This is a genomic window from Pelovirga terrestris (genome assembly GCF_014773365.1).
GTDB lineage: Bacteria > Desulfobacterota > Desulfuromonadia > Desulfuromonadales > Geopsychrobacteraceae > Pelovirga > Pelovirga terrestris.
In genome coordinates this window covers 150,335-175,020 of the sequence record NZ_JACWUN010000004.1, presented here as the reverse complement: position 1 = coordinate 175,020, position 24,686 = coordinate 150,335, and the positions used below count along the sequence as shown (strand labels likewise).

Sequence of the window (24,686 nt, the reverse complement as noted above, 5' to 3'; positions counted from 1 at the left end):
TCAGGCCAATCCTCCACAATAGAAGATAATGGCCTTATCCCTGGACAACTTGGGAATGTCACTCTCAAACTTCGGAGTCGGAATATGGATGGAGCCCGGAACCGTATCAGCCGAGAAACGGGTGATTGGACGGGTATCCACCAGTACAAACTTGTCGTTCTTGTCCAGGGTTTCCTGGATTAGCGGTGCATCGCCGTATACTTCATTGAACAGGGCCTTAACCTCACTGGTGGTGATGGCAATTGTGGGATCCTGCTCCACCAGTTGGGTGTGCCCCTGCGCCGACGGCGTTACCGCCGCTGTCGGTGCTGTTGTCGCGCAACCCGCGGCAAACAGCAGCAATGCAACAAGTGGCAGCAATTTGACTCGCAAAAATCGCATCCTTGACTCCTTTCTTTCTCGTTACGGGGTTATGACATACAATGCAGCTAATTTCTTTATGAAATCAGCGCATTAGGATAATCCGTTCCCTAGATCCTGTGATCATTAAAGCGGGCAACGACTAGTGCTGTAACCTGCCGTTAATGATGCTTGTCAGCGTCCAGATTAAAAATCATATTGGCCGCAATATACATCAGCAGACACAGGCCGATGCCTCCCAAAACAATTCCAATCTCGGTCATTGACGGTGCATAACTGACCAAGCCACTGGCATTAACAACCTCCGGGTCGTAGCGCATCGGCTTGAGCTGACCGGCAACAACAAGGTTATAACGCATGAAGAAAATCCCGATCATACTGCTGGCAGCGGCAAAGACCGCAACACCCAAATGTTTACCTTTAGTTGCCAAAATCAACACAAAGGGTAACACCATCCCCAGAAACACTTCGAAACCCCAGTAGCTGATCCAAAGCGGTCCATTGATCAGGGCCATCATTGCCTCGTATTTTCCTGGAGCTCCGGCATAAAGTGAAGAGAACAACTTCCAGATACCGAAGAAAATAAGCACGCCGAGAAGGAAACAAAAAAGCTTGCTGATGGTTAACATGGTGTCACGCACATTATCGGGCATCTTCTCCTTCATATAACGTACGGCAAATAGCAGCAGGACAATGGCACAGCCGGTAACTGCTGCCGAAAGGATAAAATAGATCGGCAAAAAGGGACCACTCCACCACTTCCGCGCGTCAAGCAGTCCGAAAACGGCACCGAGATTAGAGTGTGCGGCAATCCCTGCGACAAAGGCCGCCAACCCGGCATAGCCGGCATATTTGTGGTTGACCTTCATCATAAATCCGAATTCCAGCAGGATAAACAACAGATACAGGCCATACAGCGTCCCCATCCACCAGATTGCTGCCGTAAAATTTGGTGAAATAAAATTATAGATCAGCATGCGGAAAGGATAGCCGATTTCTGTTGCAATAACCGCAAAACCGGCAAGAATGGTGGCAATTGCCATGACAATGGCGCGCTTACCGATCACCTCAAATTGCTTGAAACCAAAAACGTGGCCCAAGGATGAGACCAGACACAGCCCGGTACTGGACACCACAAAAAAGACATAGGTCGAGATCAAAATACCCCATGGTACCTGACGCGACGTGCCGTAGGCATCATGACCATTGATAAGATAATTTACCAACGCAGCCAGACCAATAATAACAAGAACCCCTGCCCACAATGCCCAGGCCGCGCCGCGGGGGGAAAAAGAACTTTTCGCGTTCTGTATCGCACTGCCAATAAGTGTACTCATGTCTGTCACCTCACGTCAGGTAGTAGAGATTTGGTTTGGTTCCGGCTTCCGGCTTGATCACAAAATAGTGTCGACTTGCCAGAAGCTTTGAAACTTCGCTCTCGGGATCATTCAAATCGCCAAACACTCTGACCTTCGTCGGACAGGTATCAACACAGGCAGGCAATTTGCCGATATAGATACGATGTGCACAGAACGTGCACTTATCTATGGCCTTTTTCTGCTTGGATACATAACGAGCATCATAGGGACAAGCGGCAATACAGGTTGAGCAAACGATACAGCGCTTGTAGTCCATCATGATCAGTCCATCCTCATTTTTATAGGTCGCACTGGTCGGACAGACTTTATAACATGGGGTATTAGCACAATGGTGACACTGACTTGGCTCAAAGCGCTGCTTAAGATTCGGGTACGTCCCCTCAACCCCTTTTGACGTAATCCAGTTACGGTAGACTTCGCGACTCCCGTTGGCTTCGATACCATTCTCATGCTTACAAGCAACATCACAAGCCTTACAGTCGATGCATTTTGCTGAGTCGATCACCATCGCCCAATGTTTATTTTTCACGTTGGCCATAAATTAAACCCTCCTTATTTCTACAATCGTTTCATGCATCAACGCGTTGCCGGAGATCGGTTCAAAGTGTGATTCCAGTATCTGAGACTGGGATGCGCCCTTGCCATAGACCAGCGGCTGTCCCTTGGACAGACTCCCGTAACCGTTGGCATAATACACACAGTCGGGACGAATCCCTTCAGTAACCTGTGCCTTGATCTGCACCTCACCCCCGGTACGGTTTTTCAGTTGCACCATATCCCCTGACTTGATTCCCATTGTCTTGGCTTTGGCGCTGTTGATCCAGACCGTGTTTTCCGGCATATGCCAGTTGAGTTCCGGAAAATTGGCCGTCATTGACTGGGTATGGATAGCGTGGCGACCGACAACAAAGCGGAACTTGTCGGCTCCGATGTCTGCCGGCCGTTTATAGGTCGGCATCGGATCAAGACCACGACTCTCGAAATCGTCACTGTAAAGTTCGAGCTTCTTCGTCGGCGTATTGATGGCCTTTTTACCGTTTAGATAGTCACCAATTGGCGATGCTTTGCCTTCAGAAAAAAAGGCTTTTTCCTTCAGCGTCTCAAATGCGCCGGGAAACTCTGCAACAGCGTCCCTGGTATGGGACTCAACATCACCCTCAAAATATTCATCGAGAGTGGCGCCGTCATCATCTTCAAAATACTTGGCCAACCCAACGACAATATCAAACCCTGAGCGGGTATCGTACATGGGCTGGATTAACGGCTGACGAATGGTCACAGTCGGCAGTTCGACGCAGTTAAGACCATAGGTGTTGGGTGGATCCAGTCGTTCAAGATAGTTGCTTTCAGGCAACACCACATCCGCATACCAGGCGGTATCACTCATGAAGGTGTCGACACAGACGATAATGTCCAGCTTGTCAAACAACTCCATGGTCTTATTGCGATCCGGGACAGAGGCAACAACATTTTGTTTATAGATGTACAACCCGCGGATGGCATAGGGGTCACCTTTGATGGCGCGGTCACGCCAGGCCACCCATGAACCGTCACGCGGACTGAGGAAGGTCACGTCGGCCTCTTCAAGACGCGGACGAGTCTTGGAGTACCAGGCCGGCTCGTAGAAATATTTGGCCAAAGGAATCGTCACGTTCGGAATCAGACCACCTTTGCGATCAAAACTACCGACAATGACGTTGACCATAGCAATGGCACGACGGGTCTCCACATCGTCCCCTTGAAAGGAGGAGCGCCGTCCCGGATAAAATACGGCACCCGGAGTCCTGGCGAACTCACGTGCGATGTCACGAATACCCTGGGCCGGGATATCTGTTTCTTTTTCCGCCCATTCGGGGGTGTACTGCTTGACATGCTGCGCCAACTGGTTAAAACCATAGGCATATTTATCAACATAAGCTTTATCGTGAAGTCCTTCGCCGATAATCACGTTCATCATCGCGAGGGCGAAGGCCATATCGGTGCCCGGCTTGATCGGATACCATTTGGTTGCCTTGGCTGCCGTTTTGGTAAAACGCGGATCGAGGCAGATGACCTTCTTAGTGGGATCACTGAATATATCCATGGTGTCGGGGGTATAAAACGACTCCGCCCGATTGGCACCGGCAAGAATAATAAAGGGTGAATTAATGACATCGGCATTGGGGTAAGTTCCGACCACCGCCATAAATCCGCGGATATTCGAGCTTAAGCACAAGGTCGTATGGCGAACTGAGTTAGGTGAGCCAAACACTTCGCGGAACTGGTTCCAGTAATGCTCGTGATAGGTCCCTTCCGAAGAAGCAAAACCGATACAGGAACGGTGGCCGCCTTCTTCCTCAACCACTTTGTTGGTTTTTTCGGCAATGTAGGCGTAAGCCTCATCCCAAGAAGCCTTTTTCCACTTGCCTTCGCCGCGCTTCCCGGTACGGATCATCGGATATTTAACGCGATTGGGGTCGTAAGGGGTCCATGCCCCGGCATTGCCACGAGCGCACATCATGCCACGACTTTTAGCAAACTCCGGATGCGGCTCCAGACGTCTGATCACGCCATTAACCACCTGACCACGAAATACACATTTGTTAGTACAAATGGCGCAGCTTGACGCAACATATTTGACCTGCTGTTCTGCCAGCTCCTTTGCGTGGGCCTTGCTCACATAGCGAAATCCAGCTATGGACGACATGCCCAGACATCCAAGCCCGGCAGCCGTGCCCTTGAGAAAGTTCCTGCGAGTGATACTCATAATAATCTTCTCCGCCTATTTAGTTTACGGATGGACTCTAAGTTACTGTTTCAGCCATCACGTCATTACGCTTAGCTACGCTAGCGAATTGGTCGTGGTCTATTTTTCTGCAACTTCTTGCAGAAGACGACAAAACTCTTCAGCAACGGTTACGTATATTCCGATGTCGTCACTTTGCTTGAGTGTAGCGGCAAAGGCTTCGGGCCACTGTTGATAATAGCTCGTAATCAACAGTTGAGGGATCTCTGGCCTATCATTACCACTCAGAAGCATAGCGAGCACTTCCACCATCATCGGTATATAGTCTGGAGGCTGAGCAGGATCCAACGCAAGGCCGTGCTTGAGACAAAATCCACTGAATTCAGACATGAACTTCAACCGATCGCTACCAACTAGGTAACAACCGGCATAAGGCGGAGCGGCTACCCCACCCAGGTCATTGACAAACAGACGAACATAACGGCTCTCGAGGTCTTCCAGCTCGAGGTCACAGCGCTCTGCGACCTCGGGCGTCGGGTATTCCAGCAAAGCAACCAATTCCTTTAGCCGCTCTGCAACCTCTTTTTTATCCTCAGATATCACTTTCAGTGATTAACCGCAGGACTCGGGCTTCTGGTTCATCGGATCATCTGAATCAGAGGCATGGGAGTCAAGAAACAGGTAAATATGCTTGATCGTGCGCTGACTCAGGCCGGCACCGTCACAAGGAAGACCACTACCGGAGGTCAACATTTGTTCCCACTCAGCACGGGTTTTTGAGCCTGGGACAGGAATCGTTTGATCACATTTTTGTGCTTGTCCGGTAAACCAGGCCCACTGACCACGATCCTTATTGGCGCTTTCCCAACCGCTGATATCAAAAGAAAAGGCCATGCCTGGAGCCATCAGAGCAAGACAGGCGATCAGAACAACAATTTTCTTCATTTTACTACTCCTTCCGTGGTTGATAGAATGTTCGTTCATCAAGGTTGACACTTATAACCATTGGCCAAGCATCAACCGCCTACATCCAGACAGCCACATTTCAGTGGTTCTGCCGGAGCTATCTGTAGCCTTTATAAAGAGTATACAGTGTGTGACATGTCGGAACATTATGATAATTTATCCCATGTGTCAACGAAAAACGCCACCTAATTATCGTAGAACATGACTGCTTCAGTTGCCGAGAGAATTGCCTTTTGTCATCATCTGCAGTATATATCCAGCGATACGTTCAACCCCTCTTAAGGATTGTCTTTTGGGATACAAAACCTTACGCCAAGCTGTTAATGACCTGGAATCCAGTGGCCAACTGATCCGCATCAATCGCCCCATTGATCCCGATCTTCTTGCCGGGTCCATCCAGCGCCGGGTCTACCAGCATCAGGGGCCGGCGTTGCTGTTCACCAACCTGAGCGGCTGTCGTTTTCCGGCGGTTGCCAATCTGTTCGGCACCCTGGAGCGCACCCGCTTTTTGTTTCGCGACACCCTGCGGCGGATCGATACCCTGGTCAAGCTCAAGCTCGATCCAAAACATCTGCTCCGTTCTCCTGCAGCTCTGTTCAACGCACCGCGTGGAGCCTTCCATCTGCTACCGCGCAACGTCAGCAACGGACCCATTCTCACCGGGCAAACTACCTTGAGCGCCCTGCCCCAGATCAAAAGCTGGCCGGATGATGGGGGGGCCTTTATCACCTTGCCCCAGGTTTACAGTGAAAGTGCCAACAATCCCGGACTGCGACGTGCCAACCTGGGGATGTATCGAGTCCAGATTTCCGGCAATGACTATGAGGCGGATGGCGAAGCCGGTCTTCACTATCAGCTTCATCGCGGTATTGGTGTTCATCAGCGTGAAGCGATAGACAAAGGGGTCCCCTTCAAGGTAAATGTCTTTGTCGGTGGCCCGCCGAGTCTGACGGTCGCTGCGGTTATGCCATTACCCGAAGGGATGCCGGAGCTTTCCTTCGCCGGACTGCTCGGTGGTCATCGCCTCACCATGGTCCAACCGCAAGGGTTTCTGCCCATGCCGGCGGAAGCTGACTTCGTCATCTGCGGCATAGTAGATCCCGCTCAACTCAAACCGGAAGGACCTTTTGGTGACCACCTGGGTTACTACAGCCTTGCCCACGATTTTCCGGTCTTGAAGGTAGAGCGGGTCTATCATCGTCCTGATGCGATCTGGCCATTCACCACCGTCGGCCGACCACCGCAGGAAGATACCAGTTTTGGTGCCTTTATCCATGAACTGACCGGTGCGCTGATTCCTGATGTGCTTCCCGGCATTAAAGCAGTCCATGCGGTTGACGCTGCCGGGGTTCATCCGTTGCTGCTGGCCATTGGCAGCGAGCGTTACACCCCCTTCGACCAGACCGATCGCCCCCAGGAACTGCTGACCCAGGCCTGCGCCATCCTCGGACAGGGGCAACTGTCTCTGGCCAAGTATTTATTGATAACCGCCGAAAATGACAATCCCAACCTCGATATTCACGACATTCCAGCCTTCCTCCAGCATATGCTCGAGCGCATCGACTGGCGCCGCGACCTGCACTTCCATACCGCAACAACCATCGACACCCTCGACTACAGCGGCCACGGCCTGAATCAGGGGTCAAAAGTGGTGATGGCCGCGACGGGGGAAAAACGCCGTGATCTACCCACGCGGATTCCCGAAAATATTGATCTGCCGGTCGGTTTTAGCGCGCCGCGCCTGGCCGGTGCCGGCATTCTGCTGATCAAAGGGCCCGCCTGCAATACGCCATGCAGTGAAGGAGACCCTGATCTACTGCGTCTGTGCAGCTATTACAGCAGCGATCATCCGATCAACAGGTTTCCTTTGATTGTCGTTGTCAACGACAGTGATTTCTGCGCTGCAACCCTGAACAACTGGCTGTGGGTGACCTTTACCCGCTCCAATCCGGCTACCGATCTGTACGGTATTGCGGCCTGGAATCGCAACAAGCACTGGGGCTGTGATGGCTCTGTGGTAATCGATGCGCGCATCAAACCCCACCATGCGCCGCCCTTGATTGATGATCCTGATATCGAAAAGCAGGTCGACGAACTTGGAGCTGCGGGGGGACCACTTCATGGCATTATTTGACAAAGGGTCTACTATGAGCGAACTGCCGGAATTTTTACATAAAAGTGCGCTGCGCAAACTTGATGATTTTTGCCGAAGTGCAGGCCAACGCCCGATAAATCCGCGCCGACTGGATTATCGTATTGCCGGTTTACAGGTTCATCTATTTGAAGTCAGAATGGGAACAGGCAAGACGACAACAACCCACGAACGGCCTATGGCCCAACTGCGTTTCAACCCGGAGCTGAACCAGTGGAGCCTGCACCACCAGAACGGTTCACACTGGCAGCTCTATCTGGGCGTCGGTCCGACCCTGGAGCTGGACAAATTGCTGACCGCCATCAACCAGGATCCATTACGCTTCTTCCGGCACGACTAAATTGCCTATTTCCCCACTTCCCACTTCCCATCTACCTCTTGCACACCAGGAAGACCCCAATCAACAGCAGCGCAATCCCTAGTATGCGTTTGCCGTCAATCGGGATACCGCGCATGCCAAAAACCCCATAGTGATCCATCACCATACCAGCCATTAGTTGCGAGGCTATGGTCAGAGCCAGCACCGCCGTGGTGCCGATGCGCGGCACCCCGATAATCGTCATGGTCACAAAAAAAGCGCCAAATAAACCGCCGCTTAACTGCCACCAGGGGACCTCAATAATCCGCCGGAAACTGCCCTGACCGGACAATAGTGAAATCAGCAGCAACGCCAGGGTGCCGACGGCAAACGAGATAGTGGCCGCTTCGAGAAAGCCGGTTTTTTGGGCCAGCCTGGCATTAATCGAAGGCTGAATCGCAACAGCAATGCCGCCACAGGCAATCAATATCATCAATACCAGGTTCGACATTCAGTTACCTTCGCGCTCAGTCTGGCATTCAATACAGAAAGGGGTCTCCGGGCGGGCCTCGAGCCGCTTCAGGCTGATCGGCTCATCACAGCTGCGGCACAGTCCGTAACGCCCACTTTTCAGGGTTCGCAGAGCCGCATCAATCAGCACCAGACGGCGCTGGTGAGCTTCGCGGTTGGCCTTCGCCATGGCCTGCTGCTGCAGCGCATCGACCCGAGACAGTCGTCCAATCGATAGTCCGAGGTCAACCGGGCGGCTACTCTCGACGGAATCACCTAGCAGCTGCTCGATTTCCGCCTTCAACAGCAGCAGTTTTTTGCCAAGCTGCTGCTGTTCTGCGTCGCTAAGCTCCATTACTGTGTCCGCTGCCGAACCAGCTTGGAAATGGCCTTGAAATCATCATTACCAGCCACCTTAACCAGCTGAAAAAGCGCTGTTTCTGTTGTTGTTATAACCGCCCCGGCGGCGGCCGCAAGCGCTATCGCATTGGCATAATCGCCGGCAAAACGGGAACTGACAGCATCGCGTACCAGGTGGACACCATACCCCTGATCAAGCAGGTCGATCACTGTCTGCAACACACAGACATGGGTTTCCATCCCGACCACGACAATCTGACGAGCTTGGGTTTTCTTCAGGGCGTCAGCAAAACCATCATCACCACAACAGCTAAAGGTCAGTTTTTCAATACAGCATTGCTCGGTGGCACTTTGCAACTCAGCAATCGTGTGCCCGAGTCCTTTTGAATACTGCTCGGTAGCGATCATCGGCAAGCCAAGGGCCTTAAAGCCCGCTATCAGCAATGGTACATTCTGTAGCAACTGCTGATAAAGTTGCTGATCCATGGCCCCTACCAATTTGTCCTGAACATCAACAACCAATAGTGCCGCCTGAGAAGCTTCCAACCAATACTTCTTCTTAATCTCCGACATGTGCTCCTCCTTTGCAAAAGTTCACTGACAAACAAATTTTCACAATACCCTGAAACCTCGGTTAAGCACTACTTTTTTGCGGCATTCAACATAACATCGCCCGGAGAAATGTATTCCCCGGGCGATGTTGAATTGCTAGCAAGGATAAAAGTTATGCCTTTTACCCTGAGCCTCTTGGCGCTAAAAAATCAACCGCAAACATATTCCCTTTTTAGTGGGTTGCAGATTTATCCTCCATAAACGCCGGAAAAACCATGTTAAGAAAATAAAAAATGACAAAGGGAGAAATAACCACCAAAAGTGCCCCCATGAGCCCTTCCTTGAAGGTTTCAATACTGTTGGGAATAATCGGCAGACTATAATGCATGAACCCATTAAAGGTGAGTGAAAACGCCTGACCACCGATCACGACATTCCACCGCATCATGAACACCCCTAACAAGACCAACAAAGATGCGCTAACGGCACGACGAACGGTAATGCGCGGCAAGAGCAGCAGGATGAAAGGAATAACATTTCCAAGCAGCCCCTGCATAATAAAAATCTGTGTAAAATCATGGACGTAAATGACCTGACGCAAAGCATCCCAGGATTTTACCGCGGTGTATCCGCGGAAGATCATATCAAGCACTTCAAGAGTCAGTGCCAGCGTCATAAAAATAAGCAGGTATTTAGAAGTCATTTTAACTTCATGATCCTGCATGCTGTTCAGTTCCTCATAGCTAAATTCAGCGCGGTCATGACCAATGGTTTCAGGCAAAAAGAAGTTCCATCCGCCTTTGGCCGCCCGTTTCCGTATTTCCATAAAAACGTAATAGCTCACGATACAAAGAGCTATCCCCGAAACCACGGCGGAGAAGATGAAAATCACCGGCATCAGCGGCGTCATCCAGAGAGCGTTGGCCTTGACCGAACCGAAGATAAAACCGGCATAACCGTGCAGAAAGCACGCGACCGGGATTCCCAGTCCGGCAAGAAACTTGACTGCCTTGTGATCGGATTCAACCGCTTCCTTGGAGACATCCATCGCACCGAGTGAAATAACTCGATAGATTTGCAATAAAAGACGTTGATACACCGTTCGATTGTCTTTTGCTGAAAGGCGAACAACCGAAGCTACGATGAACGTGCGATAGACAAACCAGATCTCGGCGGCGACAATACAGGCATAGGTCATGAAAACAATGCCGAAGGCAGAAATGGCCGAGGTAAAATGTGGCGTCATCAGTACATGGATACCCCGTAACGGCTGGGTCAGATGCAACAACAACGGCAGCATGGCAACCGGTAACAATGCGAAAGAAAAAACCAGCGCAAAACGGGCAATCTGCTTCAGTTTCTCTACCCCGAAAACATGATACAGCGAAGACAGAACAAAGGCGCCGGCAACCAGACCGGTCATGTAGGGATACATGACAATTTGGATCGACCAGTAAACATACTCATTGGGCAGAACAAAAAGATCTTTTACGGTCCAGGCTTCGCCATGGACAACCATCGCCGCTATCTGCTCAACCATGACTAGTGTACCTCCTTGCTCAGCCCGAGGTAAAACACCTGTGGCTTGGTTCCATATTCATCGCGCAGCACCCCAACCCGATCACGTAACACAGTCTTTGCTACCGGATCGTTGGGATCACGCAGATTGCCTATTTTGCGCGCACCGAAGGGGCATGCCTGAGCGCAGGCAGTGTTACCACCCTGGGAGATTCGGTGATAACAGAAGTTGCATTTGTCCGCAACATGCTCCACAGGATGAAAAAAGCGAACGCCGTAAGGACATCCCATGACACAGTAGCCACAACCGATACACCATTTTCGATCAATTAAAACAATCCCGTCAGCAGTCTGATAGGTTGCTCCGACCGGGCAAACCTGAACACAGGCTGGGGTTTCGCACTGATTGCAGAGTTTAGGAACAAAAAACGCCTGAGCGATTTCATCTGCGTCAACCTCTTTTAAACCTGAAGCATTCTGATCGATCAGTTCACTGGTAAACCCGTTCAGCGCCGCTTTTGGGGAATCGGCCAGTACCTCGCCATTTTTTTTGAGCACATAACGTTCGACCCAGGTTCGGGTCACATTGGCTTCAATTGGAATATCGTTTTCTATTTTGCAGGCTTTGACACAGAACCCGCAGCCGACACATTTGTGCGTATCAACGAGAAAACCCCAGCGCAATTCCGGGCGTTGAGCCAGCAGCTCTTTTGGATCGAGCATCACTAGCGCCGATGACGACAGGGCTGCTCCGGTGACGAACACTGCGGTCTGTTTGATAAAGTCACGCCTCTTCATCATCACATCTCCTCGAGGCTGGGATTGTGGGGGTTATGACAGGCACTGCATTCAATTCCGACATTGTGCTCTGACGGGTTGATACCAGGAATATTGCTACGTCCGCTTGAAGGCGTATAGAGTTGGCTGTGACAACGCAGACACAGTTCGCGGGAACGATCTATAGGCAGTTTCTCAGGATTTTCAGGGTGATCAAAGGCGGCGCCATGACAACTCTCGCACTGAATCATCGCATGCTGAGACACCGTAAAAACCTCGGTCACATCATAATGGCAATCCTGGCAGTAACTGCTATCGCGGTATTTGGCCGGAAATTCCTTCCATTCCTGCTCATTGCCCAATCGATGAAAACCGAAAGTGTACCCACGCTCCTGAATCCCAAAATCTTCCGGCACGTAAAATATCCGAAACACGAGAATCAGAACAACAATGGCCGCCACAACGTAAAGTGGCCTCCAGATATGGTTTTTCACAACAATCCTCCTGATCTACGACAAGATAAAACAGCATTTTGCAATATTAACTCCTTGCTTTTTTTTGTCAAGATTTTCTTTTTTTTAAAAACATTGTCCTCATAAATTCGGTTAAATACTCTTGTTTTGCACTATCAAAACGACACTCGTTTTTTCCTATTTCTTTTTCTTTTTGAGAAGCTTTTTCAATTAAAAATAATTATGGATATCGGCAAAAAATTCATCTATAAATAACAATGTTCTATTTTTACGTATCTGGTCCCATTTCAATATTATCCGGAAGCGCCTACAGCCGTTGGAAAACGTGCGATGAGCAATAAATTTCAATAGGTTGAACAGAAAATCAGCACAGAGCACCACATCTGCAACAACGCGGATTGACGCAAATATTAGCGAAAAAATCGTATCTGTTCAGCACCGGGTCGGGGGTCCTGTGGCAAGGATCGTGCTGAATAGTTACAAAAAGTGCCTCCGTTCGGTAAGTACCTCCATATTGATGCAAGGATTCAGTTATGGCCCACAATCAAGCCAGTCTTAATGAACGTGTAGAAGAACTGATCCGCCAGGTGACTCTTCTTACCGACCGAGTCGACCGGTTGGAACATCAGACCCAGTCATATGAAAAGCCGATCCAACGCCCTACGGACCCTATCACAAAACCAGCCAAACAAGCAGAACGGCCCAAGCTAAATGAAGAAAGATCGCTGCTAGTCAGTGGCAGTTCGCTGCTCAAACATATTTCAGCGGCCTCATTTCTGCTGGTCATTGGTCTTGGCCTGCGGACCCTGGCCGACGGCGGCATGTTTGGTCAATTGGCGGGCACCATCCTGGGCCTGGGTTATGCTGCCGCACTCATTGCCTGCGGCTCTATCTTTTATCACCAAAAAAATACCATGGCGCCCCTGTTCACCGTCATTGGTGCCCTTTTAATGTTCAGCATCCTGCTGGAAACCCACACCCGCTTCTCTACCTTGCCGATAGAGGCTGTTTACCTGATGCTGGCCGTCACCGGCATTGCCCTGGCCATGGTCAGCCGCTACTACAAAGTCGCTCTACCCATCATTATCGGTACCCTTGGGATGTGCCTGACTGCGGTGGCCATTGATTATCCTAACCCGATTTTCCCCTATCTGGGACTGATGCTGTGGCTGTCCAACATCCTTGGTTTTTTTGCTTCCCGCATCAAGCGCTGCTCCTGGTTACGCTGGCTGCTCATGCTTACCACCCATTTCATGCTCCAGATTTGGGGACTCAAAATCAGTGGTGTACTCAGAGGCACAGCAACGCAGCAACATATCAACGAAGGCTGGTTTATTCCCATTGTCACCCTGATTGGTTTCACGTTTGTGCTGATTTCCCTGTTTGGCATTATACGCAGTGGTGACGAGAAAATCTCCACATTCGACTTCAGTCTGCCTGCCATCAATGCCGCCTGGTGTTACGTCGCCGGAATCTATGCTCTGAAGAGTCCAGAGTTGTTTGGAGTGCCCGCTGCCATTGCCGCCGGGTTTCACTTCGCTCTGGTGTTTTGGCTGGCCCAGCGCAAGCGCGTCAATGCGCCCGGCACCAATACCTTTACCGCCGGGGGGGTGATTCTGGCGGGGCTGTCCCTGCCGGCGCTGATGGGAGGGATGTTGTTACCTCTGCCGTTTTTGTCGCTCCTCGCCCTCGCCATCTGCATCTGCTCTAACATCTGGAGCAGTGGTGGCATGCGCATTACGTCCTATGTTTTACAGGGTTATATCCTTGCGATCATCGCCATGGAGGCGGTTGCCAGCCTCACCGCTGCGCCGGTACCCCTTATGATTATTGCGCTGATCAGCTCTTACCTGGCTATCCATCACTACAGCTATTGCCGCCAGAATCCGCCACCGCCTGAATCTATCGCCTTTTCACGCTACGATACCCACGACCGCAGTGCCACTTTGCCGCTGCTTTGCGGCCTGACCACCGCACTGATCGCCGCATCGGCGTTTGGTTTTTTCATTTTGAGTCGTAACTATAGTGGAGAACTCAACGTTGCCTTTACCGGACTGGTCTCTCTACTGATTAATGGAGCCGCGATTCTGCTTATGTCCGTTGCTGCCCACCGTAATAACCGTGAACTTCGCAACCTGTCTTGCTTCATCATGATCATGGGTGGGGTCAAGGTTTTCGTCTATGACATGCTGCAGATCAGTGGCCCCTGGTTGGTTATCGGGCTGCTTGCTTTTGGCATTGCTGCGGCCCTGCAGTCCTTGATTCTTGCCCGCTGGAAAGACCGCAAAGAGCCGGACAATGCGACGGAACCAGTCTAGCTCTGTGGTGTTAGCTGATTCGTCAGCAACTCTAAACAAAAAGCCCCGCAGCGTTGCGGGGCTTTTTGTTTGGAGCGTGACTTCTTATCTATTCAAGGGACTTTTCAAACCGGCTGTTCAGTTGACTCCAAGCAGTTGTTTAAGGATCGCAGGCTTATGCTCCTCTTCGGCCAGCACGGTATGACATGTGTCACAGTCCATGGAGATCAGCTCACCGGTTTCAGCCTCATGTTGATAATTATGGCAACGGAAACAACCATCATGGCTCAACCAGTTCTCATAGGTGCTCCACTGGATCTGCATCTCGGGGAATACGTTTTCGACAAAGGCGGCCTGTGTTCCGGCAATTGCCTGATCAACTAAATATTGTTTCTCGCGGTAAATCTCCGGATAGTTATTCCGGTAAAAGGTACGCAGTTCACTGGCAATGGCAGTTCGTGCGGCATCTTGAGATGGATACTCTTCGGTAACAACTGCCTTGGCTTGACGCTTAACATAGGGAAGCTCCTGGGGAATCTGGCGCGCGATAATCTTTTTGTCAAGAGCTTCATCAACATCAAGATACACATGGCTTGGCCGGTTGTGACAATCGATACAATCCATGACCCGTTCCTGCAGATGAGACGCATTGGCGATCTGTTCTTCAGCATCGCTGTCGCGATAAACAAGCACGCCGCTGTCTGCTGTCCTTTGCATGACTTCCGGTATGATACTGCGTTCCCAATCTGCAGCCACATAAGTAATTTCGTTGCCCGGATCCACATGCCAGTGAATTCCATGGGATTCAGCAGCCTGGTCACCGGCACTGCCAATCTTCATCAGCAACACGGTCTGGACATGGGTATTGTCTTCATCCTCCAAAAACTTGTCCTTGATGCGCAGTCGGTCGCCATGGAACATCTCCGGACGATGACATTGCATACAGGTACCACTGGCCGGACGCAATCCGTGAACCGGAGTTGCGATGGGACGGGCAAAGGTATCGGCAACCACAGCATAGAGCTGGCGCGCGCCGGAGATCTTCGATTTAGCAACCCACTTGGCGCCGCTGCCGATGTGACAATCGACACAGGCAACACGGGAATGAGCTGAATTCTGATAAGCCGTATATTCGGGCGTCATGGGCACATGACAGAACTCACCACAGAAGGCATTGGATTCCATATAGTGATAGCCACTATAAGCAAGGACACCAATGACAAATATATTAATACAGGTCAAAAAGACCCCGATAAAAATCATCTTGCGTAACCGATCGAAGCCTGAATCGTCAGCAAGTTTATCTCTGAAATAAGCCAGGGTAAAAAGACGAACCTCCTCTTTGCCCTTGGAAAAAAACAGACCGACAATAATCAGTACCAAGCCACCAATGAAGCCCGGGCCAAGAACCATATAAACGAGGCCGGCAAAATAAGTATTGGGGATCCCGAAGGCCAGGTCATAAAGAACCGCGCCGACCAGAAACGGAAAGATAACCGTTACCGCCATTGCGCCTAGCAGTGATATTCTACTTTTTGCAATTCCTTTGAAAAAAGTTTTGGGGATATCTGCCAAGCTGGTTGACGTGACATCCGTGTCATTATTCTTCTGATTTTCTTCCATCCTTTTCCTCCTGCGGTTGGGACATTATTGGTCGAACACTTTTGCTGCTCGAACGGCACGTTGAGATAGTGAATTTGCTCTTCTACCAGGATATGATCAAAAAAGTGCCGATTCACTAGCACTTTGCGTGTTATTTGTCAATGCCCACGACGGGCCTGATTCATAAGAAACAACCTGCAACCTGCTGGAAAAATTTAGAAATGAGCCCACAGGAATAAATGTTTCTAATTTTATCGACCAGGGTATCAAGGCGCCTAACACATGCTAGATCTTGAAACGGTTTCTCACAACCCGCATCACCAACACCCCCAGGATTGTCATTACCAAACCGACACAGATCATCAGGTAGCCGATGCCGTAGGCATCACCCCAGCCCCAGAGATCCTTCCCCTTCATCAGAATCACAATCCCGACGCCGGCAAAGGTCGTCAAACCGCCAACGATGTAAACACCGAGAGAGAAAATCGACAGAATTAAGTCTTTCTGCATATTGTTCATTGTTAATGATCTCTACAAACAATTCGGGGCCACCAGCCGGCAGCCCCGAATATTCAGCCAAAAACACCCGCCATTTAATGTGTATGGCCACCCAGGAGGAAGGCATAGATCATCAATACCAGCAACCCAAGACCAATAAACAAGGCGAGAAAACCAAAGGTTTTAATGATGAAATCATAAGTGATACCACTAGGTTTTTCTTTAATGTACTGATCGAGAATACCTGCTTCTTCATAACGCTTCCACTGGTCAGCACGTTCCTCGATGAACTCTTCTTTACTCAACTCGCCGTTAAAGATAACGAAGTCCATGGGGAACTTCTCCGGACGTCCATGAGTGTTGAAGAAGTGGACGGTAAAGATGAAGCCCGTTGCCAGCAACGCCTCATCTGAATGGATGATAGTGGCCACATTGAGCGACCAACCGGGCAGGAAGGCGGCAAAGAACTCCGGGAACCAGAGCATCAAACCGGAACCACCGATGGCAAACATCCCCCAGAAAACCGCAATAAAATCGAATTTCTCCCAGTAGGTCCAGCGCTCAAAGGTCGGCTTGGGACCCAGAAAAAGAAACCAGCGCACCATCGCCGTGACGTCACGAATATCCCGCAGGTTGGGGCACAGGGATTCGGGGCCGAACAGACGCTGGAAAAATTCAGCCGGATATTCCAGTTTGTAGAACAGGAACTTGGCACTCATAAAGAGAGCGGCACCAAAGTAGACAAAGGTAATCACCGCACCGAGACGATGTAAGTCAGCGGCCATCGGCGCACCACCCAGCAGGCCCATCAACACCTTGGCCCATTCCTGGTCGGCAAACTTCAGGGGGATCCCCGTCATGGACAACAGCAGAAAACTGATAATAACCAACAAATGCAAGAAAATATGGGTTTTGGTGAATCGCCGATAAATCTTATGGGCATCCGGGATCACATGATGGTGACCCGCTATCATGGCACGATGTTTCTGGCGGTTATCAACAAATCCACGGAACAACCAGAACAAAGAGTGCACCCAGAACACCGCAAAAGTGGATACCAGCAGGGTGGTCATGCTGACAAAAGTCCACCACAAAATCGGATAGCTTTCGCGATCCGTCATATCGCCGTGAGAATAAAATTTAACGAACTGCGCTGATGAGTTGGAGTGGCATGCGCCGCAGGTACCAATCAGATTCTCAGGATACAGGGTGGAACGCGGATCATTACTGGGAAAGATGGCATGAGAGGTATGGCAGTCGGCACAACCGGCGACCTCATCAGGATAACCAAGACGATAATTCTTGCCGTGATAACTGCTTAAATAGGAGCTTACCGCAACGGTCATGACGTTGTTGCGCTTCATCATCTGGCGATCTGCGTGGCACTTCATGCAGGCTTCGGTGTGAAACTCCCAGTGGCCCGGATCCCCCGGCTGCCCAACTTCGTTGATCGCATGCAGGTTGTGACAATCGAGACAAGCGGCTGAGTCCATGTTTCCGGCCATGACTGCCTGACCGTGGCTCGATTCCTGCCATACCTCATTGGTATCAAAGTGACATTCAGCACACTTGGCCGAAGCGATATTTTTGTCACCCGCCCACGGTTGGTGGGTGTGAATATCCCAATGGCAGCTTGAGCAATCGATTCCTGACAGCATATGGACACTGGCATAGTGCTCCGCTGTCTCGACCTTATGACAGCGCACGCACATGGGCGGTTGTGGCATCAAATCTCCGCTCATGTGCCTTTCAACATCAACCAGATCAACGTGGCAAGCGACACAACCATTGGGGCCATGGACGGATCCTGCAAAACCTTCAGCAGTAACAACATCCTCATGACACATCAGACAGCTTTCAGGTGAAGCCACCAGGTGAGTTTCATGGATTTCCGCCAGCACGTGAGAACTACACAACGTGATCAGCAGCAATACTGGAAAAAATACAAGTTTACGCATCGGTAACCTCCTTGAAAAAATTACCCAAACCAAAGTCAAGACATCAATAATGAATCTAAGGAAAAACAGGGGAAAAGGAACTATCCTTTTGCGACCCCCGGTGGCATTTTTATCCTTAGCAATACACATCTGGGATGTATATTTTTAACATACGGTGCAGAGGCTATCCTGAACCCATAAAAAAGACAACAAAAAACCCACCAAGTCCAGCAGCAAACCTACAAGCACATTGAAAGTATTAGGGAAATTTCTGAATCATGTCGAGCCGACTTGTATACAATATACAAAAAAAAGGCGCTCCCCCTGAAGGGCACGCCTTTTTTGATCCAGTAGTGGATAGTTTCGCTTTTTATGCACCCATGCCGGCACGGATCAGTTCAACCACGGTGTCGGTAAAGGGGTTGGCATACAGAGCAATAATACAGATAACGAAAACGTAAATTGCGAGGGACTCGATCAGGGCCAGACCGACCATCATGTTGGTCAGAATTTTACCGGATGCGCCGGGATTGCGGGCAACGCCTTCACAAGCCTTGCTGATCGCGATACCCATACCAATACCGGTACCGATAGAACCGATACCCATGCCAAATGCTGCTGCGATGATGCTCCAGGTGAAAAAATCCATGGTACTACTCCTTTGTTGTGCGGTTATGAATGTCTGATTGTTCCTAAATGTATAGGACTTGTGCTTTCACCCCTGTGAACGCACGGATAAATTTTATTTAGTGGGCTTCCTCAAGGGAACCGGCAATATAAATCATCGACAGAAGGACAAAAACAAACGCCTGAATCATACTGATCAGCACCCCGAGGAACATAATCGGGATCGGCAGGAACAGCGGCACCAGGGCAAAAAAGATCATCAGCACGATTTCCTTGCCATACATGTTGCCAAACAGACGTAACGACAGGGAGATGGGACGAACCAGGTGGCTGAGGATCTCGATGATAATCATCAGTGGTGCCAGCCAGATGATCGGCCCCATGAAGTGTTGAATGTAATGAAAGCCGTGCTTTTTGATACCGATATAGTGGGTCATGAAAAAGACCGTCAGCGCCAGGGCAGCATTGGTATTGAGGCTGGCGGTGGGCGGAAAGCAGGAAGGCACCAGACCGAGCAGGTTCCCCACCAGGACAAACATGCCGATGGTGGCGATCAACGGAAAATACGGCTTGCCGTCCTTGCCCATGACATTTTCGATCAGGCTGTCAAAGCCGGTCATCACCGCTTCCATAAAGTTCTGCATTTTGCCCGGCACCAGACTGATGGCACGGCTTGCCAACCAGGCTCCGGACAATAAAATGGCCATTGCCAGCCAGGTATAGAGAACGTGCGGGCCGACATGCAGACTGATCAGATCGGCGAACCATTCGAGAAACATAAAAGGATGAACCATAAGCTCTCTCTCCTGTTTTGTTACATATATTACAGCTAATTACTGACTAATAAATGCGCCTGATCGTGCTGTACATCAGGTTGACAACGTACAGCGATAAACCGACAGCCAGGCCAATTGGATGAACCTTGACCTGAACCAGTAGCAGGTAAATCACCAGACCCATCACCACCAGACGCAACAGATAGTTGATCCCGGTGAAGATTTTACGCCGTGGCGCCCGTTGTGGGTCAGCCAGCAGCTTAGTCAGTGAGCGTCCCATCCAGTGATAATTGAGGGCGATAACCAGCCCGCCACCAAGAACGCCAAGGGTTATCGGAGCGGAACGCCACCACAGACTGACAACAACCATCAGCGCCAGGATCACCCAGTTACGCCGTGCCAGGGCTTTCGCCAGACCGGCATCCTGATCAGTCATTGGGGATTCTCGTCCTGATCTTTCTGTTGCCGGCGCAGTTCCCATGAGGTCAGGACATACACGTTACGGAAACCGGCTGCGATACCGAACATCAGCATGATAATGGTAAAAATCGGGCGCGTATCGAGCCATTGATCAAGATAGTAACCAATCGCCAACCCCAGCAGCGTCGCCGCTACCATCGAAATCCCGATGGACGACAAAAACCCGAGACTGCGGTACAACCGGCGCTTCTGTTCGCGTTCCTGTTCGTTCATGTCAGGTTTTTCCAGCCGCAAAGTGGCCTCTAAAGCGACCCTTAACTAGCACAGTGCCCCTTTCAAGTCAACCGCTTTTCTGCCCTCGCTCAGGTCGGCTCAGCCCTTCAGGGAAGCAAAGGACTTATCGGCCGCGGCGATGGTTTTATCCAGATCTTCACGCGAATGAGCGACGCTCATGAAGCCCGCCTCGAACTGCGAGGGGGCCAGGTTGATTCCCTCATCCAGCATGCTGCGGAAAAAACGACCGAAGGCTTCAGTGTCGCTGGTGGCTGCATCGGCAAAGGAGAAAACCTCCCGGTCGGTAAAATAGGTACAGAACATGCCACCGACCCGTTGCCAGCGGGTTGCTACCGGCTGAGTGGCGCACACCTGCTGTAATCCCTTTTCAAGATAAGCACTCTTTTCTTCAATCTGCTGATAAAAACCCTCTGCCTGTAACAGCTTGAGGGTGGCGATGCCGGCACTCATGGCCAGCGGGTTCCCCGACAAGGTGCCAGCCTGGTATACCCCACCCAGCGGCGAAAGAACATCCATAATGTCACGCCGACCGCCGAACGCGCCGACCGGCAGACCGCCACCGATGATCTTGCCAAGACAGACCAGATCACCGCGCACACCGTAACGCTCCTGCGCACCACCAAAAGCGACGCGGAAACCGGTCATGACTTCGTCCATGATCAGCAGAATGCCTTCAGCATCACAGAGCTTGCGCAGCCCTTCAAGGAAGCCGGGACGGGGAGGAACACATCCCATATTGCCGGCAATCGGCTCGAGAATAATGCAAGCGATCTCCTCCTTATTGGCCGCCACCATCTGCTGGACTTCAGCCAGATCGTTATAGGTAGCGGTCAGGGTGTATTTGGCAAAATCTGCCGGAACGCCCGGAGAAGTCGGCACGCCAAAGGTCGCCGCACCGCTACCGGCCTTGACCAGCAGGGAATCGGCATGGCCGTGGTAGCAGCCGTCGAACTTGAGAATCTTGTCGCGCCCGGTAAAACCGCGCGCCAGACGGATAGCGCTCATGGTCGCTTCGGTACCGGAAGAAACCATCCGGACCTTTTCAATATTGGGGTAGGCCTGATTGACCAGCTCGGCCAGTTCCGTCTCCAGCGCTGTCGGCGCGCCGAAGGAAGCTCCTTTGGTTGCAGCCTGCTGAATCGCTTCGACCACCTTAGGATGGCAATGCCCCAGGATCATCGGGCCCCAGGAACCGACATAGTCGATGTATTCGTTGCCGTCAACGTCATAGATTTTGCTGCCGGCTGCCCGCTCGATAAAAATCGGCTGGGTGCCCACCGACTTAAATGCCCGTACCGGGCTGTTGACGCCACCGGGAATGATTTTTTGGGCCTGGGCGAAAAGTTCTTGAGATTTTTGATAGCGCATGAACAACTAGCTCCTTCGATAAAGACAGGGTAAAAAGATTTTTCTTCGTTATCTAACCGGCTCCGATAACGCTAGGCGCAACCTATCACCGGGAACATTCTTTGTCCAAATTTTTGTCGAAATCGCTATCGAAATCGACATCGGGATCGAAAAAAACAGCCCCCGATCACGAGTACCCTGTCCACTGTCGTCCGGCCATCGAATTTGTTGCCTGTGTACAGGGTTTAAAGCGAAGAGAAGATCGATTTCGATCCCGATCCCGATTTCGATTTCGATTTCGATTTCGATTTCGATTTCGATTTCGATAGAACAAGCTGCTTATATCTTTCAACAGGGCATTATAGAGGCTAGTTATCTGAGCGCCAAGGGAAATATCCTCCACCGACAAGCCCTCCGGGAACGACAAGCCCCATAAGCAGAACAGAACGGTGTTATTTTTTGTATTGACCTTAACGTAAAATGAAAGTACAACCTGAGGAACCAGCCTTATCACCACACGTCAGACGTTATTCCTTTATTCACCAGAGGATTGCTTACTCCCGGCAAAAAGAAATCTGATCCATGAATGTAACGGGTTTTTATCCTTGCACCGCTAGATCGTCAAGGCTAAAATTCGGCTTTATTTATATGAGCCCGATCAAAGTGCTCGTCCTGACACCATCTGCTGGATGGGGTCAGAGATGGGAACTTCTCAAGGGTTTTTCATGCGCCCCTGCCACGCACTATCGATTCAAGGAGGAACCGAATGAACAGCCGACCTGCGTCCAAGTCCCCTCTGGCTCACCGCATCAAAGTCCTACTGGTCTGCGCCCTGCTGGCGCTGCCGATCAGCATGGCCACTCCCGCCGCCGCCTTCCAGTTCAGCCTCGGCGATGAAGTCAGCGGCAACCTCGACACCACCCTCTCCTACGGCGCCGCCTGGCGCATGAAGGATCGCGATTCCGACCTGATCGGTGTTGCTAATCGGCAGTATAACTCCGGCAAAGGTAATGCCTATTCGGTCAACTTCGATGACGGCAACCTCAACTACGACAAAGGTGACCTGATCAACCATACCGCCAAAATCACCAGTGAGCTGGCCCTGAACTGGCGTAATTTCGGCCTGTTTGTGCGCGGCACCGCCTTTTACGACTTTGAAAACAACGACGGCAGCCGCCAACGCACGGAATTGAGCAGTGACGCCAAGGATATGGTCGGCAAGGACGCCACCCTGCTGGACGCCTACCTCAACTGGGATTTCGATATCGCCAGCGCTCCGGCCCAGCTGCGCGTCGGTCAGCAGGTGTTAAGTTGGGGGGAGAGCACCTTCATTCAGAACGGCATCAACATCATCAACCCCGTCGACGTCAGTAAACTGCGGGTCGCCGGGGCTGAACTGCGTGAGGGCCTGGTTCCCGTCGGCATGATTTCCGGCTCCATCAGCCCCACACAAAATATCAGCTTCGAGGGTTTCTATCAGTACCAGTGGGAAGAAACCAAGATCGATCCCACCGGCAGCTACTGGAGCACTAATGATTTTGCCGGTGAGGGGGGCAATAAAGTTATGTTGGGGTGGGGGGATATTTCGGATCTTGGAACAACCTTACCCCTTCCACCAGCATTACTGGGTGCAGTGGGCTTAAACTCATTCGAACCCGATTTTTTATCTGTCCCCCGTATGCGTGACAACAAACCAAAAGACGATGGTCAGTATGGGCTTGCCATGCGTCTTTTTGCACCGGAATTGAACGATACAGAGTTTGGTTTTTATTATATAAACTACCATAGTCGGCTACCGGTAATCAGCGCTAAAACCGGCACCACTGCAGGAATTGTTGACGCAGGTAATACGCTGGATACGCTCGTAGGAAATAGTGTGCCCTTTAGCTCAGCACTTCCACTTGCTATTCACCAATACGCCAAAACAGCAAATTACTTTATTGAGTATCCGGAAGACATCAAACTGTACGGTATTAGTTTCAACACCCTAGTAAATTCGACCGGTACAGCCCTTCAGGGTGAATATTCCTATCGCCAGGACGTCCCTCTCCAGATGGATGATATTGAGTTGATATTGGCAGCTCTTTCACCTCTTCAGGCGGTCAACCCTGGACTACCATACGCCAACAATCAAGTTGGAACGTTCGGCACAGACACCATTATCCATGGCTACAAGCGCCTCGACGTCAGCCAAATCCAAATGACCGCAACCCAGTTGTTCGGTCCAACCCTCGGCGCCAGCCAGTTCACGCTGGTGGGTGAGGTGGGCCTCACCCATGTCCACGGCATGCCGAGCAAGAGCACATTGCGTTTCGATGGCCCCGGCACCCCGGTTTCCGGCAACCCCGATCAAGCACTGCCGGGTGGAGCACACGGACCGACAGCAACAAATCCAGAACCGAAAGACGCCGAACCCTCCTCCGCCTTCGCCGACGCCACCTCCTGGGGCTACCGCATGGTGGCCAAGCTCGATTTCAACAACGCCATCGGTGCCGTCACCCTGTCGCCCCGAGTCGCCTGGGCCCATGATGTCAACGGCACCACCCCCGGCCCTGGCGGTAACTTTGTTGAGGGACGTAAAGCCATCACCCTGGGTCTCGGTGCCAACTACCAGAACAAGTGGTCTGCGGATATCAGCTACACCGACTTTTTTGGCGCCGGGCGCTACAATCTGATCAACGACCGTGACTTTCTGGCCGCTGAGATCAAGTACTTTTTCTGATAACGAGCAGGGTAATCGGGGGATCGCAGGTCCCATGACAAGGGTGTTTGTCGTCATGGACGGCGACAGCAAGCGGTCATGGACGACGAAAAGCGT

General features: G+C 51.1%; 24 protein-coding genes. 4 read left to right on the top strand and 20 right to left on the bottom strand.

Features of this window, described 5'->3' with window-relative positions; translation table 11 throughout:
• From ICT70_RS14870 to ICT70_RS05110, 6 genes are all read right to left on the bottom strand, one after another.
• Complete coding sequence (locus ICT70_RS14870; protein WP_224746825.1) at window positions 1–381, bottom strand: rhodanese-like domain-containing protein; 381 nt, start codon at window positions 379–381, stop codon at window positions 1–3.
• Between the two features lie 140 nt (window positions 382–521).
• Window positions 522–1,697, bottom strand: coding sequence for an NrfD/PsrC family molybdoenzyme membrane anchor subunit (nrfD, locus tag ICT70_RS05130; RefSeq protein ID WP_191154320.1), 1,176 nt, complete (start codon window positions 1,695–1,697; stop codon window positions 522–524).
• A gap of 10 nt (window positions 1,698–1,707) precedes the next feature.
• Window positions 1,708–2,277 carry a 4Fe-4S dicluster domain-containing protein gene (locus ICT70_RS05125; protein WP_191154319.1) on the bottom strand — a complete coding sequence of 190 codons (570 nt, stop codon included), beginning with the start codon at window positions 2,275–2,277 and terminating at the stop codon, window positions 1,708–1,710.
• A gap of 3 nt (window positions 2,278–2,280) precedes the next feature.
• A complete protein-coding gene (locus tag ICT70_RS05120; protein ID WP_191154318.1) occupies window positions 2,281–4,485 on the bottom strand; it encodes a molybdopterin-dependent oxidoreductase in 2,205 nt (734 codons plus the stop codon).
• Window positions 4,486–4,584: 99 nt separating this feature from the next.
• Complete coding sequence (locus tag ICT70_RS05115) at window positions 4,585–5,067, bottom strand: molecular chaperone TorD family protein (protein ID WP_191154317.1); 483 nt, start codon at window positions 5,065–5,067, stop codon at window positions 4,585–4,587.
• 9 nt (window positions 5,068–5,076) lie between these two features.
• Window positions 5,077–5,409: a hypothetical protein gene (locus tag ICT70_RS05110; RefSeq protein ID WP_191154316.1), complete on the bottom strand. Its 333-nt coding sequence runs from the start codon at window positions 5,407–5,409 to the stop codon at window positions 5,077–5,079.
• A 313-nt stretch (window positions 5,410–5,722) separates the two neighbouring features.
• On the opposite strand from ICT70_RS05110, the gene ICT70_RS05105 reads away from it, so the two are divergent.
• Together ICT70_RS05105 and ICT70_RS05100 are read left to right on the top strand one after the other, a co-directional pair.
• Window positions 5,723–7,564, top strand: a complete 1,842-nt coding sequence (locus tag ICT70_RS05105; RefSeq protein ID WP_191154315.1) for a UbiD family decarboxylase — start codon at window positions 5,723–5,725, stop codon at window positions 7,562–7,564.
• Window positions 7,551–7,922, top strand: coding sequence for a DUF3024 domain-containing protein (locus tag ICT70_RS05100; RefSeq protein ID WP_191154314.1), 372 nt, complete (start codon window positions 7,551–7,553; stop codon window positions 7,920–7,922). Before ICT70_RS05105 ends, ICT70_RS05100 begins: the two co-directional genes overlap by 14 nt.
• A gap of 31 nt (window positions 7,923–7,953) precedes the next feature.
• On the opposite strand, the gene ICT70_RS05095 is transcribed toward ICT70_RS05100, so the two are convergent.
• The 6 genes from ICT70_RS05095 to ICT70_RS05070 form a co-directional block, all read right to left on the bottom strand.
• A complete protein-coding gene (locus ICT70_RS05095; RefSeq protein WP_191154313.1) occupies window positions 7,954–8,391 on the bottom strand; it encodes a DMT family transporter in 438 nt (145 codons plus the stop codon).
• The gene (locus tag ICT70_RS05090; RefSeq protein WP_191154312.1) at window positions 8,392–8,745 is read right to left on the bottom strand and encodes a TraR/DksA family transcriptional regulator; all 354 of its coding nucleotides are present in this window, start codon (window positions 8,743–8,745) and stop codon (window positions 8,392–8,394) included. It lies immediately after the preceding gene.
• Entirely contained in the window at window positions 8,745–9,323 is a 579-nt protein-coding gene (locus tag ICT70_RS05085; RefSeq protein ID WP_191154311.1) for an isochorismatase family protein, read from the bottom strand. The genes ICT70_RS05090 and ICT70_RS05085 overlap by 1 nt, the downstream gene beginning before the upstream one ends.
• A 211-nt stretch (window positions 9,324–9,534) precedes the next feature.
• Entirely contained in the window at window positions 9,535–10,842 is a 1,308-nt protein-coding gene (gene nrfD, locus ICT70_RS05080) for an NrfD/PsrC family molybdoenzyme membrane anchor subunit (protein ID WP_224746824.1), read from the bottom strand.
• Window positions 10,843–10,844: 2 nt separating this feature from the next.
• A complete protein-coding gene (locus ICT70_RS05075; protein ID WP_191154370.1) occupies window positions 10,845–11,618 on the bottom strand; it encodes a 4Fe-4S dicluster domain-containing protein in 774 nt (257 codons plus the stop codon).
• Between the two features lie 2 nt (window positions 11,619–11,620).
• Window positions 11,621–12,091: a cytochrome c3 family protein gene (locus tag ICT70_RS05070; RefSeq protein ID WP_191154310.1), complete on the bottom strand. Its 471-nt coding sequence runs from the start codon at window positions 12,089–12,091 to the stop codon at window positions 11,621–11,623.
• 512 nt (window positions 12,092–12,603) lie between these two features.
• Between ICT70_RS05070 and ICT70_RS05065 the strand changes: the two genes are divergently transcribed.
• Entirely contained in the window at window positions 12,604–14,388 is a 1,785-nt protein-coding gene (locus tag ICT70_RS05065; RefSeq protein ID WP_191154309.1) for a hypothetical protein, read from the top strand.
• 117 nt (window positions 14,389–14,505) lie between these two features.
• Here ICT70_RS05065 and ICT70_RS05060 read toward each other — a convergent pair whose 3' ends face one another.
• The 8 genes from ICT70_RS05060 to hemL all read right to left on the bottom strand — a co-directional run bounded on the left by ICT70_RS05060 (window position 14,506) and on the right by hemL (window position 21,889).
• The gene (locus tag ICT70_RS05060) at window positions 14,506–15,990 is read right to left on the bottom strand and encodes a NapC/NirT family cytochrome c (RefSeq protein WP_191154308.1); all 1,485 of its coding nucleotides are present in this window, start codon (window positions 15,988–15,990) and stop codon (window positions 14,506–14,508) included.
• A gap of 264 nt (window positions 15,991–16,254) precedes the next feature.
• Window positions 16,255–16,488: a hypothetical protein gene (locus tag ICT70_RS05055; RefSeq protein WP_224746823.1), complete on the bottom strand. Its 234-nt coding sequence runs from the start codon at window positions 16,486–16,488 to the stop codon at window positions 16,255–16,257.
• A gap of 74 nt (window positions 16,489–16,562) precedes the next feature.
• Window positions 16,563–18,425: a cytochrome c3 family protein gene (locus ICT70_RS05050; protein ID WP_191154306.1), complete on the bottom strand. Its 1,863-nt coding sequence runs from the start codon at window positions 18,423–18,425 to the stop codon at window positions 16,563–16,565.
• 349 nt (window positions 18,426–18,774) lie between these two features.
• Window positions 18,775–19,053, bottom strand: a complete 279-nt coding sequence (atpE, locus tag ICT70_RS05045) for an ATP synthase F0 subunit C (protein WP_191154305.1) — start codon at window positions 19,051–19,053, stop codon at window positions 18,775–18,777.
• 97 nt (window positions 19,054–19,150) lie between these two features.
• Window positions 19,151–19,825, bottom strand: a complete 675-nt coding sequence (gene atpB, locus ICT70_RS05040; RefSeq protein WP_191154304.1) for a F0F1 ATP synthase subunit A — start codon at window positions 19,823–19,825, stop codon at window positions 19,151–19,153.
• Between the two features lie 46 nt (window positions 19,826–19,871).
• Window positions 19,872–20,243, bottom strand: coding sequence for an ATP synthase subunit I (locus ICT70_RS05035; protein WP_191154303.1), 372 nt, complete (start codon window positions 20,241–20,243; stop codon window positions 19,872–19,874).
• Window positions 20,240–20,500, bottom strand: a complete 261-nt coding sequence (locus tag ICT70_RS05030) for an AtpZ/AtpI family protein (protein WP_191154302.1) — start codon at window positions 20,498–20,500, stop codon at window positions 20,240–20,242. The genes ICT70_RS05035 and ICT70_RS05030 overlap by 4 nt, the downstream gene beginning before the upstream one ends.
• A 99-nt stretch (window positions 20,501–20,599) precedes the next feature.
• Window positions 20,600–21,889, bottom strand: coding sequence for a glutamate-1-semialdehyde 2,1-aminomutase (gene hemL / locus ICT70_RS05025; protein WP_191154301.1), 1,290 nt, complete (start codon window positions 21,887–21,889; stop codon window positions 20,600–20,602).
• A gap of 745 nt (window positions 21,890–22,634) precedes the next feature.
• Between hemL and ICT70_RS05020 the strand changes: the two genes are divergently transcribed.
• Window positions 22,635–24,590 (top strand): DUF1302 domain-containing protein, encoded by a 1,956-nt coding sequence (locus ICT70_RS05020; protein WP_191154300.1) that lies wholly within the window; start codon window positions 22,635–22,637, stop codon window positions 24,588–24,590.
• Window positions 24,591–24,686 lie beyond the last annotated feature (96 nt).

Excerpts from the sequence above, each read along its gene's own strand:
- ICT70_RS05050 (WP_191154306.1), bottom strand. The coding sequence starts at position 18,425 with ATGCGTAAACTTGTATTTTTTCCAGTATTGCTGCTGATCACGTTGTGT.
- ICT70_RS05030 (WP_191154302.1), bottom strand. The coding sequence starts at position 20,500 with ATGAACGAACAGGAACGCGAACAGAAGCGCCGGTTGTACCGCAGTCTC.
- atpE (WP_191154305.1), bottom strand. The coding sequence starts at position 19,053 with ATGGATTTTTTCACCTGGAGCATCATCGCAGCAGCATTTGGCATGGGT.
- ICT70_RS05090 (WP_191154312.1), bottom strand. The coding sequence starts at position 8,745 with ATGGAGCTTAGCGACGCAGAACAGCAGCAGCTTGGCAAAAAACTGCTG.
- ICT70_RS05120 (WP_191154318.1), bottom strand. The coding sequence starts at position 4,485 with ATGAGTATCACTCGCAGGAACTTTCTCAAGGGCACGGCTGCCGGGCTT.
- ICT70_RS05110 (WP_191154316.1), bottom strand. The coding sequence starts at position 5,409 with ATGAAGAAAATTGTTGTTCTGATCGCCTGTCTTGCTCTGATGGCTCCA.
- nrfD (WP_224746824.1), bottom strand. The coding sequence starts at position 10,842 with ATGGTTGAGCAGATAGCGGCGATGGTTGTCCATGGCGAAGCCTGGACC.
- ICT70_RS05020 (WP_191154300.1), top strand. The coding sequence starts at position 22,635 with ATGAACAGCCGACCTGCGTCCAAGTCCCCTCTGGCTCACCGCATCAAA.
- ICT70_RS05095 (WP_191154313.1), bottom strand. The coding sequence starts at position 8,391 with ATGTCGAACCTGGTATTGATGATATTGATTGCCTGTGGCGGCATTGCT.
- hemL (WP_191154301.1), bottom strand. The coding sequence starts at position 21,889 with ATGCGCTATCAAAAATCTCAAGAACTTTTCGCCCAGGCCCAAAAAATC.
- ICT70_RS05060 (WP_191154308.1), bottom strand. The coding sequence starts at position 15,990 with ATGGAAGAAAATCAGAAGAATAATGACACGGATGTCACGTCAACCAGC.
- ICT70_RS05075 (WP_191154370.1), bottom strand. The coding sequence starts at position 11,618 with ATGAAGAGGCGTGACTTTATCAAACAGACCGCAGTGTTCGTCACCGGA.
- ICT70_RS05100 (WP_191154314.1), top strand. The coding sequence starts at position 7,551 with ATGGCATTATTTGACAAAGGGTCTACTATGAGCGAACTGCCGGAATTT.
- ICT70_RS05085 (WP_191154311.1), bottom strand. The coding sequence starts at position 9,323 with ATGTCGGAGATTAAGAAGAAGTATTGGTTGGAAGCTTCTCAGGCGGCA.
- nrfD (WP_191154320.1), bottom strand. The coding sequence starts at position 1,697 with ATGAGTACACTTATTGGCAGTGCGATACAGAACGCGAAAAGTTCTTTT.
- ICT70_RS14870 (WP_224746825.1), bottom strand. The coding sequence starts at position 381 with ATGCGATTTTTGCGAGTCAAATTGCTGCCACTTGTTGCATTGCTGCTG.
- atpB (WP_191154304.1), bottom strand. The coding sequence starts at position 19,825 with ATGGTTCATCCTTTTATGTTTCTCGAATGGTTCGCCGATCTGATCAGT.
- ICT70_RS05125 (WP_191154319.1), bottom strand. The coding sequence starts at position 2,277 with ATGGCCAACGTGAAAAATAAACATTGGGCGATGGTGATCGACTCAGCA.
- ICT70_RS05065 (WP_191154309.1), top strand. The coding sequence starts at position 12,604 with ATGGCCCACAATCAAGCCAGTCTTAATGAACGTGTAGAAGAACTGATC.
- ICT70_RS05035 (WP_191154303.1), bottom strand. The coding sequence starts at position 20,243 with ATGACTGATCAGGATGCCGGTCTGGCGAAAGCCCTGGCACGGCGTAAC.
- ICT70_RS05055 (WP_224746823.1), bottom strand. The coding sequence starts at position 16,488 with ATGAACAATATGCAGAAAGACTTAATTCTGTCGATTTTCTCTCTCGGT.